Genomic DNA, 15,207 nt, shown 5'->3' on the forward strand with positions numbered 1-15,207 from the left:
CGCGGTTTTTAAAGTCTGCAGAGATTGCTTATCTGCAAAACCACAGAATCTTTATCGACAACGCTTCTATGTTCTACCAGATCAAAGGTCCAGTCGTCACGAGTTTCGTCGATTTCCCGGCGGTAATCCCTACCTTTTTGAAAAAGTGCTGTTGCTCCTCCGATTAGCCAAGGTTCAGCGAGCACGAATAACTCTTTCAAAGAGGCGAGGGCGCGGGCCGTTATTATCTCAGGAGGAGCAATCTTCTGCCATACCGCGTCAATTCTGGCCGCGTGAACCGTGCCTGGAGCAGAAGCTTGACCAATAGCTGTACGCAGGAACGCGGCCTTCTTTGAATTGCTTTCGACAAGATCAATCCTGCTACCAACTGATTGCTTCAGAAGAATAGCAAGGACAACACCCGGAAATCCGCCGCCGGAGCCAAGATCAAGCCAGACCTTAGCATCTGGGGCCAGGCGATAGAGCTGTGCACTATCAAGGATATGCCTTTCCCAAAGTTGAACAAGGGTGGAAGGCGACGCCAAGTTTATCGCTTTGGACCACTTTCTGAAAAGTGTCTCAAAAGCAAATAAATCCTCCAATGTTTCACGTGAAACATGTGGAAGGATTTCTTGCAGGCTTTTTTCGCGATTTTTGGTCACGCCACATTCCGTGTGGACGTGCGTCTTATTTGCGTAATGATCAGGGCTAGAGCCGCGGGTGTCATGCCGTCAATTCGTTGTGCCTCAGCTATCGACTTCGGTTGCCGTTGCCTAAGCTTTTGTTTTAGTTCATTCGATAATCCGGCGGTGGCTTCGAAATCTATTCCCGCAGGAATCGTCAGCATTTCATCCCGCTGCATGGCGGCGACATCGCTTTTCTGGCGTTCGAGATAAACAGCATATTGCGCCTCAATTTCCAGCGCTTCGCCGATACGTGGCTCGATAGCAGCCAACTCAGGCCAAATATCTTTCACACGCTGCAAATCAATATCGGGAAAAGCCATCAGATCGTAAGCCGAGCGTCGAACGCCATCCTGGTTCAGGCGCAATCCCATATTCGCAGCCGCGGAGGGCGTAATCATCAAATTTTTGGCCAAATCACGCGCAAGGTCGAGCGCCTCAGTACGCTGCTTGAAGCGTTGCTCACGCTCTTTCCCCAAAATCCCGAGACGAGAAGCCAGAGGAGTTAGACGCTCATCAGCATTATCAGCGCGCAAAGACAATCTGAACTCGGCGCGCGACGTAAACATGCGATATGGTTCGCTCACGCCGCGAGAAGTAAGATCATCAACCATTACGCCAATATAGGCGTCGGTGCGTTGCATAATAATCGGCTCGGTTCCACTCGCCAGGCGGGCAGCATTGAGACCAGCCAGGAGCCCCTGCGCTGCCGCTTCTTCATATCCGGTCGTTCCATTGATCTGGCCTGCCAGGAAGAATCCCTTGACCCGACGTGTTTGCAGGGTCCGGTCCAACTCACGCGGATCAATAAAGTCGTATTCGATTGCGTAACCCGGCTGCAGCATTGTCGCATGGTTGAGGCCAGGAATCGTCTTGAGTATATCGAGCTGAACGCTTTCCGGCAGGGAAGTGGAAATTCCGTTAGGATAAACCGTATCGTCGTCTAATCCTTCCGGCTCCAGAAATATCTGATGACCATCCCGATCGCCGAATTTTACGATCTTATCTTCGATCGACGGGCAATAACGTGGGCCTATCCCTTCGATAGAGCCGGAATACATCGCGGATCGATGAATATTCGTCCGGATCACCTCATGCGTGGCCGCGGTTGTTCGGGTTATGCCGCAGTCTATCTGTGGATTGTTAATCCTATCCGTCATCAAGGAAAATGGCAGAGGATTCTCATCGGCCGACTGGGTTTCAAGACTCTTCCAGTCTATCGACTTTCCATCAAGCCGGGGCGGTGTTCCCGTCTTCAATCGTCCTAGTGCGAAACCTTGTTGAAGCAGCGTCTCGGACAATCCAAGGGCAGGGGCTTCGCCCATGCGTCCTGCAGGAATTTTCTTCTCGCCAATATGAATCAACCCTCGAAGGAAAGTCCCGGTAGTTAAAACAACCGCTGCACAATCGAGAACACGTCCATCCATCAACTGGACGCCCTTCACACGACCATCGCTTATAAGGAGGTCGTTTGCTCCGCCTTCAATAACGGTAAGGTTTTCTTGCTCTTGGATCGCACGTTGCATTGCCAGTCGATACAGCTTGCGATCTGCTTGTGTGCGAGGGCCGCGTACAGCTGGCCCCTTGCGGCGATTGAGCAACCTGAACTGGATACCGGCAGCGTCAGCCACGCGCCCCATCAGCCCATCCATAGCATCAATTTCCCTGACGAGGTGGCCTTTACCCAGGCCGCCAATCGCGGGATTGCATGACATAACGCCGATAGTGTCTGCGCGGTGAGTGACCAGTGCCGTATTCGCGCCAAAGCGTGCAGCAGCAGCGGCAGCCTCACAGCCCGCATGCCCACCACCGATAATGATGACGTCAAATGATCTCTGCACGATGCAAAACTTTCTGGATTCGATTTGAGCTCTTGATGATCAAAACAGCGCCCTGAGTCAAGTATAACCGGATGAATGGTGTTTCACGTGAAACAATTTGTCTAGTTCTGGATAGATTATCGTATGGCATCGCCGGATGTTTCTCGTCGTCGGCAGCCTGTCCGGAACGGGGGCTAAAGTTACTGCCAAATGTTTCACGTGAATCATTTCCCTATGCAGAATTGCGAAAACACAACGTCCAATATGTCTTCCACATCGACATCCCCGGTTATGCGTCCCAGAGAGTATGAAGCCCGTCTTAAATATTCGGCGCGAACTTCCAGGGGCGCTGCTATATCCTCAATAGCAGCGCGAAGCTCAATACTCGCCTCGTTGAGCAACTCCATATGTCTGCGCCGAGTGGGGAGTGGGTCAGAAATGTCCCCCGCTGCTGCTTCGGCCTTTTGCGATAGAAGCGTCAAAAGGGCGTCAACGCCTGCATTAGTGCGTGTGGAAATTACCAGATCATACTCACCGATTTCGGATTCGGTCACCAGATCCGCCTTCGCGCCAACTCTTAGTACGTTCTTTGTCAAAGGCACATCGTCCAACGGGATAGGATCGGACAAATCTGTGACGCTCAAGATCAAGTCAGCGGAGTGAGCTCGGTCGAGCGCTCGCTCTATACCCATCATTTCCACCGCTCCAGTGGTATTGCGAATTCCGGCTGTATCCGTGATCAGGACAGTGATCCCGGAAAGATCGAGCTTAATCTCAATCAGATCACGGGTTGTGCCTGGCTCGTCAGACACAATGGCAACGTCGCTACCGGCCAAAATATTGAGCAGGGAAGATTTACCAGCATTGGGAGCCCCAATAATAACGACTCTGTAGCCATCTCTCACAATTGCCCCGCGCCTTCCGTCGCCCACATGTTTAGTAATACGCCCGGCGAGATCTGCCATTTGTTCCCAAACCAAGTCGGAAACTGAACCGGGGACATCTGACTCGTCGGCGAAGTCCAGTTCAGCCTCTATGAGGGCGCGGGCGCGGATGAGTTCCGAGCGCCAGCCCGAATATAGCTGTGCCTGAGCGCCGGATGATATTTGTAGAGCCAATCGTCTTTGGCTGTCTGTTTCAGCGGCGATGAGGTCTGCTAGTCCTTCTGCTGCTGTCAGATCAAATTTGCCATTTGCATAAGCTCGCCGGGAAAACTCCCCAGCTTCTGCCATTCTGCACCCGTCAAATCCGTACAGAGCGGTAATCATAGCATCCACTACGGCCTTGCCGCCGTGAAGGTGAAACTCGGCGCAATCTTCTCCTGTAAAACTGTGCGGAGCGGGGAAGAACACTGCCAGACCACGATCAATCAAATCGCCATCGCTGTTCTTGAAGGAGGATAGCTTAGTCAGGCGTGGTTCCGTTAGGCTACCACAGATCGTTTCGACTACGAATCGAGTTCGTGAGCCTGATATTCGAATGACGGCTATGCCCGAGGGCAGGCGCCCACTTGATAGGGCAAAGATGGTATCTTCAAAAATATACATTTAATCAGTTCCTACTACACAGGCCTTGATAACCCTCTTAGTGTAGTTGGGAAAGGGTGAGGTGATCCATGTCCGAGGCAGCTAATCTGCTGGGTAATCAATCCAGCCCCTATCTGCGGCAACATGCCGATAATCCCGTCCACTGGCGGCCTTGGGGCAGGGCAGCGCTGGACGAAGCTATCCTGACGAATAAACCAATTCTCCTCTCCGTAGGTTATGCTGCGTGTCATTGGTGCCATGTCATGGCCCATGAATGTTTTGAGGACAATGAAGTCGCGGCGCTAATGAACGAGCTTTACATCAACATCAAGGTTGATCGCGAGGAACGGCCCGACATTGATCAGATTTATATGGCGGCTCTCGGCGCCATGGGCGAACAGGGTGGCTGGCCGCTCACAATGTTTTTAACACCTGAGGGAAAGCCATTTTGGGGAGGTACCTATTTTCCGAAGCATTCCCATTATGGCAGGCCCGGATTTCTTGATGTTTTACGTTCCATTGACGGCGCCTGGCGCAATGACCGCCAACGCGTGGAACAGAACGTTATTGCCCTGACCCAGCACATTGGTGCGCGGCTCAATGCCCAGGCAGAAGAAACAAAGCTTGATCCGGCTTTGATCAACCAGTTCGCGTCTAACATTTTCGGGGCAATGGATACTGTCAAAGGCGGTCTGACCGGATCTCCCAAGTTTCCGAGCGCCCCTTTCATGGACACAATCTGGCTTTCGTGGCTCCGCACTGGCGATTCAACGCACCGGGATATCTTTTTGAAAAGCCTCCAGACCATGCTTCAAGGAGGAATCTACGATCATCTCGGTGGCGGCCTATCCCGATATTCTGTCGATGATGCATGGCTTGTGCCGCATTTTGAAAAAATGCTTTACGACAATGCGCAGCTTATAAGACATGCCACCTATGCCTTTTGCCAGACAGGAAATTATTTGTTTCGTCAGCGAATCGACGAGACGGTTGCTTGGCTCCAGCGCGAGATGATTGTCGATTGCCGATTTGCTTCCAGTCTTGATGCGGACAGTGAAGGCGAAGAGGGACGCTTTTATGTTTGGCAAGACGCCGAAATTCCGACAACAGATGAATTCCAACACTTTCGTGAAGTGTATGATGTTACTGAAGAGGGCAATTGGGAAGGCAAGAACATTCTTAATCGCTTGCAGTCCATCAACCTCCTGGATGCTGCGTCGGAGGAAAGTCTGGCAAAAGCCCGTGACAGACTCTTCAAAGCACGCGAAGCGCGCATTCGTCCTGGCCGTGATGACAAAGCCTTAACCGATTGGAACGGGCTAATGATACGGGCTCTTGCAGAGGCCGGGCGTACATTTGAGAGAAGTGATTGGATTAATATTGCGACAGACGCATACCGTTCCATATCCGAATCGATGGTGGACGGGCGACTGCCGCACTCGGTACTTGGAAATTCGCGTTTGTTTCCTGCGCTGTCATCTGACTACGCCGCCATGATAAATGCGGCAATATCACTCCACCAGGCAACACAGAACGCTGATTTCATCAATCATGCAAAGCATTGGAAGGATATGCTGGACCGTTGGCATCAAGATGAATATGGGCTTTATTCCCTTAGTGCTAACGATAGTACGGACACTATCATCCGGGTTCGAGGCGATCAGGATGAGGCCGTGCCAAGCGCCACAAGCCAGACCATCGAAGCTTTGGCGCGGCTGGCATTGGTAACAAGCGATGACGAGCTGCGGGTGCGCACCATTTCGATCACAGAAAAAGCCCTCGGGCGCATCCTGCAACAACGTTACGGACAAGCGGGAATCCTCAATAGTGCCGGGCTGGTGCTCGACCAGATAAAGCTTGTAATCGTAACACCAGACAAAGATCATCCTGTCATGAGGATGGCCGATCGCGTTGCCGATCCACGCCGGATTGATCTATGGATCGAACATAGAGAAAACCGGAAGATTGAGTTGGTTGCCGGTGGTGGTGAGGTTACAATAAATAAACCCGCAGCATTTTTGTGCCGCGGGTTTGTTTGTCTTCCACCGGTCGAGACAGAAGCAGAGCTCGAAGAGCTGTTGCGATCCAGCTTTTAGGTATTCATATTGTCGAAGAAGTCGCTGTTGGTCTTGGTCTGCTTCAACTTGTCGATAAGGAATTCGATCGCGTCTGTTGTGCCCATTGGAGCAAGGATACGACGCAAGACGAAAATCTTCTGCAGATCCTGACGTGGAACCAGCAGGTCTTCCTTACGCGTACCGGACTTGAGAATATCCATTGACGGGAAGATGCGCTTGTCGGCAACCTTACGGTCAAGCACGATTTCCGAGTTGCCCGTGCCCTTGAATTCTTCAAAGATGACTTCATCCATACGGCTACCGGTATCGATAAGCGCCGTCGCGATAATGGTTAGCGAACCACCTTCTTCAATATTACGGGCAGCACCAAAGAAACGCTTGGGGCGCTGCAATGCATTAGCGTCAACACCACCGGTCAAAACCTTACCGGATGATGGCACGACAGTGTTGTATGCGCGGCCGAGACGCGTGATCGAATCGAGCAGGATGACAACGTCGCGCCCGTGTTCGACAAGACGCTTGGCCTTTTCTATGACCATTTCCGCAACTTGCACGTGACGGGATGCCGGCTCGTCGAAAGTGGAAGAGACAACTTCGCCCTTCACGGAACGCTGCATGTCTGTCACTTCTTCCGGCCGTTCATCGATCAGCAGGACAATCAGATAACATTCAGGATGATTGGCAGTAATTGAGTGGGCAATATTCTGCAAAAGAACAGTTTTACCAGTACGCGGCGGTGCAACGATAAGCCCGCGCTGACCTTTACCAAGTGGTGCCACAAGATCAATGACACGAGCCGAAAGATCCTTGGTAGTCGGATTTTCCAACTCCATCTTGAATCGTTCATTTGGATAAAGCGGTGTCAGATTATCGAAATGGATCTTGTGACGGATCTTTTCAGGGTCTTCAAAATTGACTGTATTTACTTTCAGAAGCGCGAAATATCGTTCGCCTTCCTTTGGCCCGCGGATCGGACCTTCAACTGTATCGCCCGTCTTCAGGGAAAAGCGGCGAATCTGCGAGGGTGAGATATAGATATCATCGGGGCCCGGGAGATAGTTTGCATTGGCGGAGCGCATAAAGCCGAACCCGTCCTGCAAAATCTCAACCACGCCTTCGCCGATAATCTCAACTTCCTGAGCAGCGAGCTTTTTGAGGATAGCAAACATCAATTCCTGTTTGCGCATGACACTGGCGTTTTCCACTTCCAGCGTCTCCGCGAAAGCCAAAAGGTCTACCGCGGTTTTGTTCTTAAGTTCTTGTAGTTTCATTTCCTGCATGTGTGCGGAACTCTAATTCTTGTTGTTTGAAATGGGGAAGGGAAATGACGATGCCTGAATGCAGTGCCATGATGACATGGCCGGTGATGCTATGGCGGTATTTCCGTAGGAAGAGCCCCTATCTAGCTAATAGACCAGCCAAGGGCAAGAGGTTTCATGAGTCCTATTGATATAAGACTGTTGTTTTTATGATGAATCAAAATGGCCTAATAATGACCATGATCACAATAACAATCATGAGCAATGTAGGTACTTCATTCATCAACCGCCAGAAACGCGCAGATTTTTCATTCCGATCTTCTGCAAATAACCGGACCGCCTTTGTGAAAAAGCCATGTACGCCGGATAGAAGAATGACTGCCAGAAATTTCACGTGAAACCAGCCGTCCAGATATGCCTGACTTTGCCAGGCCAACCAGAGGCCTGCAATCCATGTCAGTCCCATGGCTGGATTTATAATCGCTTTGAGAAGTCGATTCTCCATCAGTTTGAATGTCTCAGACTGAACGGAGCCAGTTTCAGCAGCGCAGTGATAAACGAAAAGACGTGGAAGATAGAGCATGCCCGCCATCCACGATATGACCGCAATGACATGGATTGCCTTGACCCAAAGATATGCTCTGTCCGGATAGATTAAAACCAGGCCAACTGCTGCAATAGCCACTGCCGCCATGATCAGGCGCGGTAAAACAGGGACATTTTGGCTTGTGTCTGATGAACTGGTCAAAACTCTCTCCCTATCTATGCGTCAGGCGTACACGATTAATCATTTGTTCGACGTGGGAAACAGGTGCATCGGGTGTAATGCCATGGCCAAGATTGAAGATAAGCGGTCCATGACCCAGCGACTCCAATATGGCATCCACACCGGCATCGATTGCTTTTCCGCCTGCAACAACGCGCAATGGATCAAGATTTCCCTGGACTGCACCATCGCCTTGCAATGATGAAGCCATTGAAAGCGGTACGGTCCAATCCAGTCCAAGCGCGGTCACACCAGTACGCTGCCTATAATTGGTGTAGAGCGCCCCGGCTCCCTTTGGAAAGCCTATAATCGGAACATTCGGATGTACAGCGCGTACCTTTCTGACAATCTTTTCGACTGGCGCTATGCAAAATTCCTCAAAGCAGGCTTCGTCAAGCACACCTGACCAGCTGTCAAAGATTTGAACCGCATCCGCACCTGCATTGATCTGACGTATCAGATATTCTGCCGAAACATCCGAAAGCTCATCAAGCAGCTTCCTGAAGGCTTCAGGTTCCCGATAGGCGAACAACCGAGCCGGTGCCTGATCCGGCGTGCCGTGACCCGCGATCATATAGGTCGCTACGGTCCAGGGAGCCCCACAGAAGCCGAGGAGTGTTGTTTCAGCAGGCAATTGCTGTCTCAGCAGACGAACCGTCTCGTAGACCGGCTCCAGCCTGTCTGCAGCACCGGCAGATTCCAGCCAGAATATTCCATCCTTATCGATCGGCGTCATCAAAGGGCCACGCCCTTCTTCAAAACGAAGGTCCCGGCCAAGAGCATGAGGCACAACAAGAATATCTGAAAACAGGATGGCCGCATCAAAACCAAAACGGCGAATTGGCTGCAACGTTACTTCAACTGCCAGATCGGGAGAATAGCACAGATCGAGAAACGTCCCGGCGTTCTTTCTGACTTCCCTATATTCGGGAAGATAACGACCTGCTTGTCGCATCATCCAGATCGGAGGTGGAAAAACAGTTTCACCTCTCAAGACTTTCATCACTTTGCGATCGGTCATTAGGTGATCCCTCTCCCTGGCCTTTCTTAAAAAAGAAATTCAGATCTATTTTGGATTTTCTGATTCTTAGAGTCTGTTAGTAGCGGGAATTAACACATTGTCAGAATTTTCCCACAGCAAACAATCAGCGCTGTTCCAAGAGGAAACAATTACACCCTAATGGCAGGATAGCAGGGAAAAAACAAAATTATAAACAATTTCAAATTGTTACAATGATATTGGTTCTGAATACATTGTGGATAATGGACCAATAATAGACGAAAAGTCGCAACAATCCACAGTATCCGGATGCCAACGGCGATGTTGCGCACAGGTGAGCTCATTGTGGATGACTTGCCAACAATCCACATGGCTGCCATCTCTTGGGTAAGTTCCGCCAATTTGTCCCCATTCATCAACAGGACATGGAAATTTCTGTGACGAAACCGGTTAACTACTTTCATCTTCACATGATTTCTGATGCGACCGGAGAGACTCTCATCGCAGCGGGGCGGGCCGCATCAGCGCAATATGCCCATGCACGGGCCATTGAGCATGTTTATCCCCTCATTCGGACGGAAAAACAGATACGCAAAGTGCTTGAGGGTATCGATGCGGAACCCGGAATTGTTCTTTACACGATTGTCGACCAAAGGCTTGCGGCGATGATTGATGACAGTTGCGCGGAACTGGGCGTGCCTTGCGTTTCCGTACTCGAACCCGTGCTCACGCTGTTTCAATCTTACCTCGGCGCTCCCGCTGGACGCAGGGTAGGCGCACAGCATGTGCTCAATGCTGAATATTTTCAGCGAATTGATGCACTCAACTTCACGATGGAACATGATGACGGGCAGTTGCCGCCAGATATTGAAGAAGCAGATGTCATTCTGATCGGTATTTCGCGCACATCAAAAACGCCCACAAGCATCTATCTTGCCAATCGGGGCATAAAAACGGTCAATGTGCCAATCGTTGTCGGCGTACCGGTGCCTGATGCTCTCGTGAACTCACAAAAACCTCTGATTGTGGGGCTGGTCGCATCGGCTGAGCGTATTTCCCAGGTTCGCCAACACCGTGTGCTTGGGGCCACTCAAGGCTTTGATGCCGATCATTATCTCGACAGGGCAAATATTATCGAGGAATTGACCTATGCTCGCCAAATCTGTCACAGGCACAATTGGCCAATGATCGACGTATCGAGGCGTTCAATTGAAGAAACAGCTGCCGCCGTGCTCGCTCTACGGGCGCAAGGTCGGTAGCTGAACATGACACAAGAGAAAAACATGGACATTATACTCGCCTCAAAAAGCCCTTTCCGTGCAATGTTGCTGAAAAATGCCGGGGTGAAGTTCACGGCGCAATCAGCAAACATTGACGAACGCGCAGTCGAAGCTCCTCTCTATAATAGCGGCGCAACACCGGAAGATGTTGCTTTGGTACTGGCAGAGGCAAAGGCACTTGATGTCAGTGAACGCAATTCATCGGCGCTGGTTATTGGTTCGGATCAAACATTGTCGCTTGGCGACGAAGTCTTGCATAAGCCGGAAGATATGGAGGCAGCCCGCCGCCAATTGTTGAAGCTTTCCGGCCAGACCCATCATCTCAATAGCGCTGTGGTGCTTTGCAAAGATGGTCAGACCCTTTGGAGGCATGTGTCAGTGGCTCGGATGACATTGCGCAATCTAACACCAGAGTTCATTGGCCGGCATTTGTCTCGTGTAGGGTCCGTGGCATTACAAAGCGTTGGCGCTTATCAGTTCGAGGGCGAGGGGGTGCAATTGTTCGAGAGAGTCGATGGCGACTACTTTACTATTGTAGGATTGCCGCTTCTGCCGCTGCTTGCGGAACTGCGCAAGCAAGGAGCAATTGATGCGTAAAGCTTTCGTAACCGGATTTCCGATCAAACACTCCCGGTCGCCCTTGATTCACGGCCATTGGCTGAAAAAATACGATCTTCCAGGTTCATATGAAGCCATTGAAGTAGCCCCAGACAGCTTCCCTGCGTTTCTCAACAGTTTAAAAGACAATGATTATGTCGGCGGCAATGTCACCATTCCGCATAAGGAAATGGCGTTTGCTTTATGTCAGAGACGCGAACCCGCAGCCGAAGAGATCGGTGCAGTCAATACATTATGGTTTGAAGGCGGACAACTTTGCGGCGGTAATACCGATGCTTACGGGTTTCTCGCAAATCTCGATGCCAGCAGCCCCGGATGGGATAAACACAAAACCGCGTTGGTACTTGGGGCCGGAGGAGCGAGCCGGGCAATTATTTATGCTCTTAAACAACGTGGACTGACAGATATCCGAATCGTCAACCGGACTCTAACAAGGGCTGAAGAATTGGCCGATCGATTTGGCTCAGGGATCAGCGCGCATGAATGGATTGCCGTGCCGGAACTGCTGCAGGATGTCTCCCTCATCGTGAATACAACATCGTTGGGAATGGAAGGCAAGGAGAGCCTGTCAATCGATCTTTCTGATGTAAGGCGCGATGCGCTGGTAACGGACATTGTTTATGTCCCGCTTGAAACACCATTGCTAAAGGCTGCCCACATGGCTGGATTAAAGACCGTTGATGGTCTCGGCATGCTTTTGCATCAGGCAGTGCCAGGATTTGAACATTGGTTTGGTGTTCGACCAGAGGTGACTGCGGAGTTGCGTAACGTTATCCTCGCCGACATGAATGGCGGCCAGAAACCATGATCGTCCTTGGTCTAACCGGATCAATCGGCATGGGAAAATCCACGACTGCCCAGATGTTTCTGGATGCAGGAGTTCCTGTCTATTCGGCCGATGAAACTGTGCACCGGCTTTACAGTGGAAAGGCCGCTCCTCTGATCGAACAGGACTTTCCTGGCACGACAAGCGATGGCGAGGTTGACCGCGCAAAATTATCGGCAGCCGTTATGGGTAAGCCGGAGGCATTGCAACGGCTGGAGGAGATCGTTCATCCGCTTGTTCGCACCGAAGAGAACAGATTTCGGCAGGACTCAGAAAATAGCGGAGCCAAACTTGTCCTTCTGGATATTCCTTTGCTTTTTGAGACTGGAGCTGAAAAGCGGGTGGATAAGGTTTTGGTTGTTACCGCGCCCAAAGAAGTACAGCGGGAAAGAGTGCTTGCCCGCGAAGGCATGACGGAGGATAAACTCGAGGCCATACTCGCCAGGCAAGTACCGGACGCTGAAAAGCGCAACCGCGCCGACTTTATCATTGATACAAGTCAGGGGCTTGTAGCAGCGCGTGAGCATGTTCAACAAATCATACACTCATTGGTGGATATGTCTGCGGACTAACCACCCTGTGACACCACAGCCTTGCAAGAGTTGAGAAAGTCGTGGAATTTAGGCCAAAGGTGATTCCATGCGCGAAATTATATTTGATACGGAAACGACAGGTCTCGACCGGCTGGATGATCGCATCATCGAAATCGGCGGCGTAGAGCTTGTTAACCGATTTCCGACAGGGCGCACATTTCACGTTTATATCAATCCTGAAGGAAGACCGGTTAATCCAGAAGCGCTGGCGGTTCATGGAATCAGCAATGAACAATTGCTCGACAAACCCTTGTTCGCCGGAATTCTTCAGGATTTTCTCGATTTCATCGATGGCGCAAAGTTGATCGCGCACAACGCGACCTTCGATATGGGATTCATCAACGCCGAGCTGAACCGGTTGGGACATCCACCAATCCACAATGATCGCGTTGTCGATACGCTGGCGCTGGCGCGTCGCAAGCACCCTATGGGGCCAAACTCGCTTGATGCTTTGTGCCGGCGTTACGGCATCGATAATAGCCATCGCACCATGCACGGTGCGCTTCTGGATTCTCAGTTGCTGGCCGAAGTTTACATTGAGCTTATTGGCGGCAAGCAAACGGCGCTGGGTCTGACAGTCTCCGACCAGACAAAAAACCGGAACGAGGCAGGGGAAAGCGCCGCGATCGTTATCATGCAACGCAAGGTGGCTTTGCCGTCACGCTTGAGCGAAGCAGAAAAGCTTGCGCATGCCGCCCTTGTGGCCAAACTTGGCGAAAAAGCCATCTGGAACGAGCGCATAGAAGCGCAATAAAAAACCCGGGACCAGCCCGGGTTTAAAACTCATCCTGTCAGATTTTAGCTGACTTTGGCCTTGGCCTGTTCCTCAGCCATGCGCTGCTGGAACATTTGCGCGAAATCAATCGGGTCGATCATGAGTGGAGGGAAACCGCCATTGCGGGTGGCTTCAGCGATGATCTGGCGTGCAAAAGGAAACAGCAGGCGAGGGCATTCAATGAAAAGCAATGGCAGAAGGTGCTCTTGAGGAAAGCCTTCAAGCCGGAACACGCCGCCATAAACCAATTCTGCGTTGAACAGAACTTCCTTGCCTTCCGCAGCCTTGGCGGAAAGGGTCAGAACAACGTCAAAATCATTCTCGGCAATAGGATTGGCATTCACGTTGACATTGATGCTGATGCCAGGAGCCTTGTCACGCGGGCGCAGCGACAGCGGCGAGCCAGGGCTTTCGAAGGAAAGATCCTTCACATATTGCGCCAGGATATTCAGGGTCTGTGGCTGGACAGTACCGTTGCCATTGCCGTTCTCTGCGTTTTCATCAGCCATTGTCTGGAAACCTTTTAATGTTGCATCCGCCGTAGCGGTCTAGAAAATCAATGGTGGCTGGCTAGCATGTGTTGTTTGGCGAGGCAAGCTGCCCGCTCTAATCCTATCGTCCCATATATCGGGCAAACCTTACTTATCGGCCTTCCAGGGAGATTCGGGATTAGGCTTGCTGGTATAATCTTCCGGGTTGAGATCAATGACATTTTCCTTGATCCGTGTTTGCCGTGTGCCAGTTGGCCGCCGGCCACCGGAATTCACCACCACGACCCTGTCACTGATGCAGCGCCAACCCAGATCCCGCACAGCTGGAATGAACAACAGCAAACCAATAATGTCCGTGATGAAACCGGGAATTATCAGCAGCAGCGCAGCAAAAAATAGCATCACGCCATGGACAAGCTCTCGTTTTGGAGAGCGTCCAGCAGCCGTTTCCTCGCGTATTTTCTGGATCAGGCCAAAGCCTTGCAGGCGCAACAGGAATACACCGACAAACATTGCCAGAATAATCAGGCCGAGCGTTGCCAGAACACCAATCTCGTTTCCAACGAGGATGAAGCCGGCTATTTCCAGAAATGGCAGCGCCAGCAGGAACAAAGGAATAAGAGATCGCAAACTATTTTACCTTTCAAAGGACATATCCGGCTATTATGGATAGCTCATGTCAATTTCATGCCTATATAGGTAAGCGTGAAGAGTATTTGTATGATTGCAATTGGCAATCTATATGTTTTTGATATTTCGACGAAAGATCGAAAGCGGAAACGAACATCTGGATGAGTGGCAAGCGATATGGAATATCTGGACTTTGGAACAATCTTTTTCTTCGTAGCAGCTGTGGTGATCTTTCTCCAGTTGCGCAAAGTCCTTGGCCGCCGCACCGGAAGCGAACGTCCGCCTTTCAATCCCTATACGCGAACCTCGGAGGCAGACGACAAGGCGAAGCCCGGTGACAATGTTGTTGCATTGCCCAGGCGCGGTGAAGCCAAAGCGAACGATTTCGAGAAAATCGATAGTCTGGCAAAGCCGGGGACGCCATTGAACGATGGTTTGCGCGCAATTCAAGCTGCGGACCCCACCTTCGAACCGGAAAAATTCCTTGATGGTTCAAAGATGGCTTATGAAATGATTGTTATGTCATTCGCCGATGGTGATCGCAAAACCTTGAAATCCTTGCTGTCGAGAGAAGTCTTTGACGGCTTTGTCTCAGCTATCACCGATCGCGAGTCGCGCGGGGAGAAGGTTCAGTCATCCTTCGTCGGTATCAATAAGGCCGAAATTATTGGCGCCGAGATGAAAGGTAATGAATCCCACGTCACTGTTCGCATCATTAGCGAGCTTATCTCGGCCACGCTGGACAAGGATGACGCGGTCATTGATGGCGATAAGGAAGCCGTTGTTGAAGTGAAGGATGTGTGGACCTTTGCCCGTGACACCAAATCCAAAGATCCGAACTGGAAGCTTGTAGCCACCGAAGCCGAAGACTGACCTTTTGAGA

15 protein-coding genes are annotated in these 15,207 nt (G+C 51.0%); 7 read left to right on the plus strand and 8 right to left on the minus strand.

The window, feature by feature from the left end:
* Positions 1-8: 8 nt before the first annotated feature.
* From rsmG to mnmE, 3 genes are all read right to left on the minus strand, one after another.
* Positions 9-641, minus strand: a complete 633-nt coding sequence (gene rsmG, locus AC6CHM_RS14600; protein WP_498173606.1) for a 16S rRNA (guanine(527)-N(7))-methyltransferase RsmG — start codon at positions 639-641, stop codon at positions 9-11.
* Positions 638-2,503, minus strand: a complete 1,866-nt coding sequence (mnmG, locus tag AC6CHM_RS14605) for a tRNA uridine-5-carboxymethylaminomethyl(34) synthesis enzyme MnmG (protein ID WP_498173607.1) — start codon at positions 2,501-2,503, stop codon at positions 638-640. Before mnmG ends, rsmG begins: the two co-directional genes overlap by 4 nt.
* Positions 2,504-2,706: 203 nt before the next feature.
* On the minus strand, positions 2,707-4,029 hold the full coding sequence (gene mnmE, locus AC6CHM_RS14610; RefSeq protein WP_498173608.1) for a tRNA uridine-5-carboxymethylaminomethyl(34) synthesis GTPase MnmE: 1,323 nt from the start codon (positions 4,027-4,029) through the stop codon (positions 2,707-2,709).
* A 68-nt stretch (positions 4,030-4,097) separates the two neighbouring features.
* On the opposite strand from mnmE, the gene AC6CHM_RS14615 reads away from it, so the two are divergent.
* Entirely contained in the window at positions 4,098-6,104 is a 2,007-nt protein-coding gene (locus tag AC6CHM_RS14615) for a thioredoxin domain-containing protein (protein WP_498173609.1), read from the plus strand.
* Here AC6CHM_RS14615 and rho read toward each other — a convergent pair.
* From rho to hemE, 3 genes are all read right to left on the minus strand, one after another.
* Positions 6,101-7,366 carry a transcription termination factor Rho gene (gene rho, locus AC6CHM_RS14620; RefSeq protein ID WP_115054498.1) on the minus strand — a complete coding sequence of 422 codons (1,266 nt, stop codon included), beginning with the start codon at positions 7,364-7,366 and terminating at the stop codon, positions 6,101-6,103. The genes AC6CHM_RS14615 and rho overlap by 4 nt on opposite strands.
* 196 nt (positions 7,367-7,562) lie before the next feature.
* Positions 7,563-8,039, minus strand: coding sequence for a protoporphyrinogen oxidase HemJ (gene hemJ / locus AC6CHM_RS14625; protein ID WP_336440497.1), 477 nt, complete (start codon positions 8,037-8,039; stop codon positions 7,563-7,565).
* 64 nt (positions 8,040-8,103) lie between these two features.
* Positions 8,104-9,132: a uroporphyrinogen decarboxylase gene (hemE, locus tag AC6CHM_RS14630; protein WP_115054499.1), complete on the minus strand. Its 1,029-nt coding sequence runs from the start codon at positions 9,130-9,132 to the stop codon at positions 8,104-8,106.
* Between the two features lie 404 nt (positions 9,133-9,536).
* Between hemE and AC6CHM_RS14635 the strand changes: the two genes are divergently transcribed.
* From AC6CHM_RS14635 to dnaQ, 5 genes are all read left to right on the plus strand, one after another.
* Positions 9,537-10,370 (plus strand): pyruvate, water dikinase regulatory protein, encoded by an 834-nt coding sequence (locus tag AC6CHM_RS14635; RefSeq protein ID WP_370878744.1) that lies wholly within the window; start codon positions 9,537-9,539, stop codon positions 10,368-10,370.
* A gap of 24 nt (positions 10,371-10,394) precedes the next feature.
* Entirely contained in the window at positions 10,395-10,988 is a 594-nt protein-coding gene (locus AC6CHM_RS14640) for a Maf-like protein (protein ID WP_370878745.1), read from the plus strand.
* Positions 10,981-11,817 carry a shikimate dehydrogenase gene (locus AC6CHM_RS14645; RefSeq protein WP_115054501.1) on the plus strand — a complete coding sequence of 279 codons (837 nt, stop codon included), beginning with the start codon at positions 10,981-10,983 and terminating at the stop codon, positions 11,815-11,817. The genes AC6CHM_RS14640 and AC6CHM_RS14645 overlap by 8 nt, the downstream gene beginning before the upstream one ends.
* Positions 11,814-12,407 (plus strand): dephospho-CoA kinase, encoded by a 594-nt coding sequence (gene coaE / locus AC6CHM_RS14650; protein WP_115054502.1) that lies wholly within the window; start codon positions 11,814-11,816, stop codon positions 12,405-12,407. The genes AC6CHM_RS14645 and coaE overlap by 4 nt, the downstream gene beginning before the upstream one ends.
* 67 nt (positions 12,408-12,474) lie before the next feature.
* The gene (gene dnaQ, locus AC6CHM_RS14655; RefSeq protein WP_307281491.1) at positions 12,475-13,182 is read left to right on the plus strand and encodes a DNA polymerase III subunit epsilon; all 708 of its coding nucleotides are present in this window, start codon (positions 12,475-12,477) and stop codon (positions 13,180-13,182) included.
* Between the two features lie 44 nt (positions 13,183-13,226).
* Here the strand turns inward: dnaQ and secB are convergent, their stop codons facing one another.
* Both secB and AC6CHM_RS14665 read right to left on the minus strand, forming a co-directional pair.
* On the minus strand, positions 13,227-13,712 hold the full coding sequence (gene secB, locus AC6CHM_RS14660) for a protein-export chaperone SecB (protein ID WP_008127318.1): 486 nt from the start codon (positions 13,710-13,712) through the stop codon (positions 13,227-13,229).
* A gap of 129 nt (positions 13,713-13,841) precedes the next feature.
* Positions 13,842-14,324, minus strand: coding sequence for an FxsA family protein (locus tag AC6CHM_RS14665; RefSeq protein WP_498173610.1), 483 nt, complete (start codon positions 14,322-14,324; stop codon positions 13,842-13,844).
* Positions 14,325-14,501: 177 nt separating this feature from the next.
* On the opposite strand from AC6CHM_RS14665, the gene AC6CHM_RS14670 reads away from it, so the two are divergent.
* Positions 14,502-15,197 (plus strand): Tim44/TimA family putative adaptor protein, encoded by a 696-nt coding sequence (locus AC6CHM_RS14670; protein WP_337354151.1) that lies wholly within the window; start codon positions 14,502-14,504, stop codon positions 15,195-15,197.
* Positions 15,198-15,207 lie beyond the last annotated feature (10 nt).

The organism is Phyllobacterium sp. GQ127 (assembly GCF_059758635.1).

Bases quoted from the DNA above. Each gene is read 5' to 3' on its own strand.
- mnmE (WP_498173608.1), bottom strand. From the start codon at position 4,029: ATGTATATTTTTGAAGATACCATCTTTGCCCTATCAAGTGGGCGCCTG.
- AC6CHM_RS14615 (WP_498173609.1), top strand. From the start codon at position 4,098: ATGTCCGAGGCAGCTAATCTGCTGGGTAATCAATCCAGCCCCTATCTG.
- rho (WP_115054498.1), bottom strand. From the start codon at position 7,366: ATGCAGGAAATGAAACTACAAGAACTTAAGAACAAAACCGCGGTAGAC.
- hemJ (WP_336440497.1), bottom strand. From the start codon at position 8,039: ATGGCGGCAGTGGCTATTGCAGCAGTTGGCCTGGTTTTAATCTATCCG.
- hemE (WP_115054499.1), bottom strand. From the start codon at position 9,132: ATGACCGATCGCAAAGTGATGAAAGTCTTGAGAGGTGAAACTGTTTTT.
- AC6CHM_RS14635 (WP_370878744.1), top strand. From the start codon at position 9,537: ATGGAAATTTCTGTGACGAAACCGGTTAACTACTTTCATCTTCACATG.
- AC6CHM_RS14640 (WP_370878745.1), top strand. From the start codon at position 10,395: ATGGACATTATACTCGCCTCAAAAAGCCCTTTCCGTGCAATGTTGCTG.
- AC6CHM_RS14645 (WP_115054501.1), top strand. From the start codon at position 10,981: ATGCGTAAAGCTTTCGTAACCGGATTTCCGATCAAACACTCCCGGTCG.
- coaE (WP_115054502.1), top strand. From the start codon at position 11,814: ATGATCGTCCTTGGTCTAACCGGATCAATCGGCATGGGAAAATCCACG.
- dnaQ (WP_307281491.1), top strand. From the start codon at position 12,475: ATGCGCGAAATTATATTTGATACGGAAACGACAGGTCTCGACCGGCTG.
- secB (WP_008127318.1), bottom strand. From the start codon at position 13,712: ATGGCTGATGAAAACGCAGAGAACGGCAATGGCAACGGTACTGTCCAG.
- AC6CHM_RS14670 (WP_337354151.1), top strand. From the start codon at position 14,502: ATGGAATATCTGGACTTTGGAACAATCTTTTTCTTCGTAGCAGCTGTG.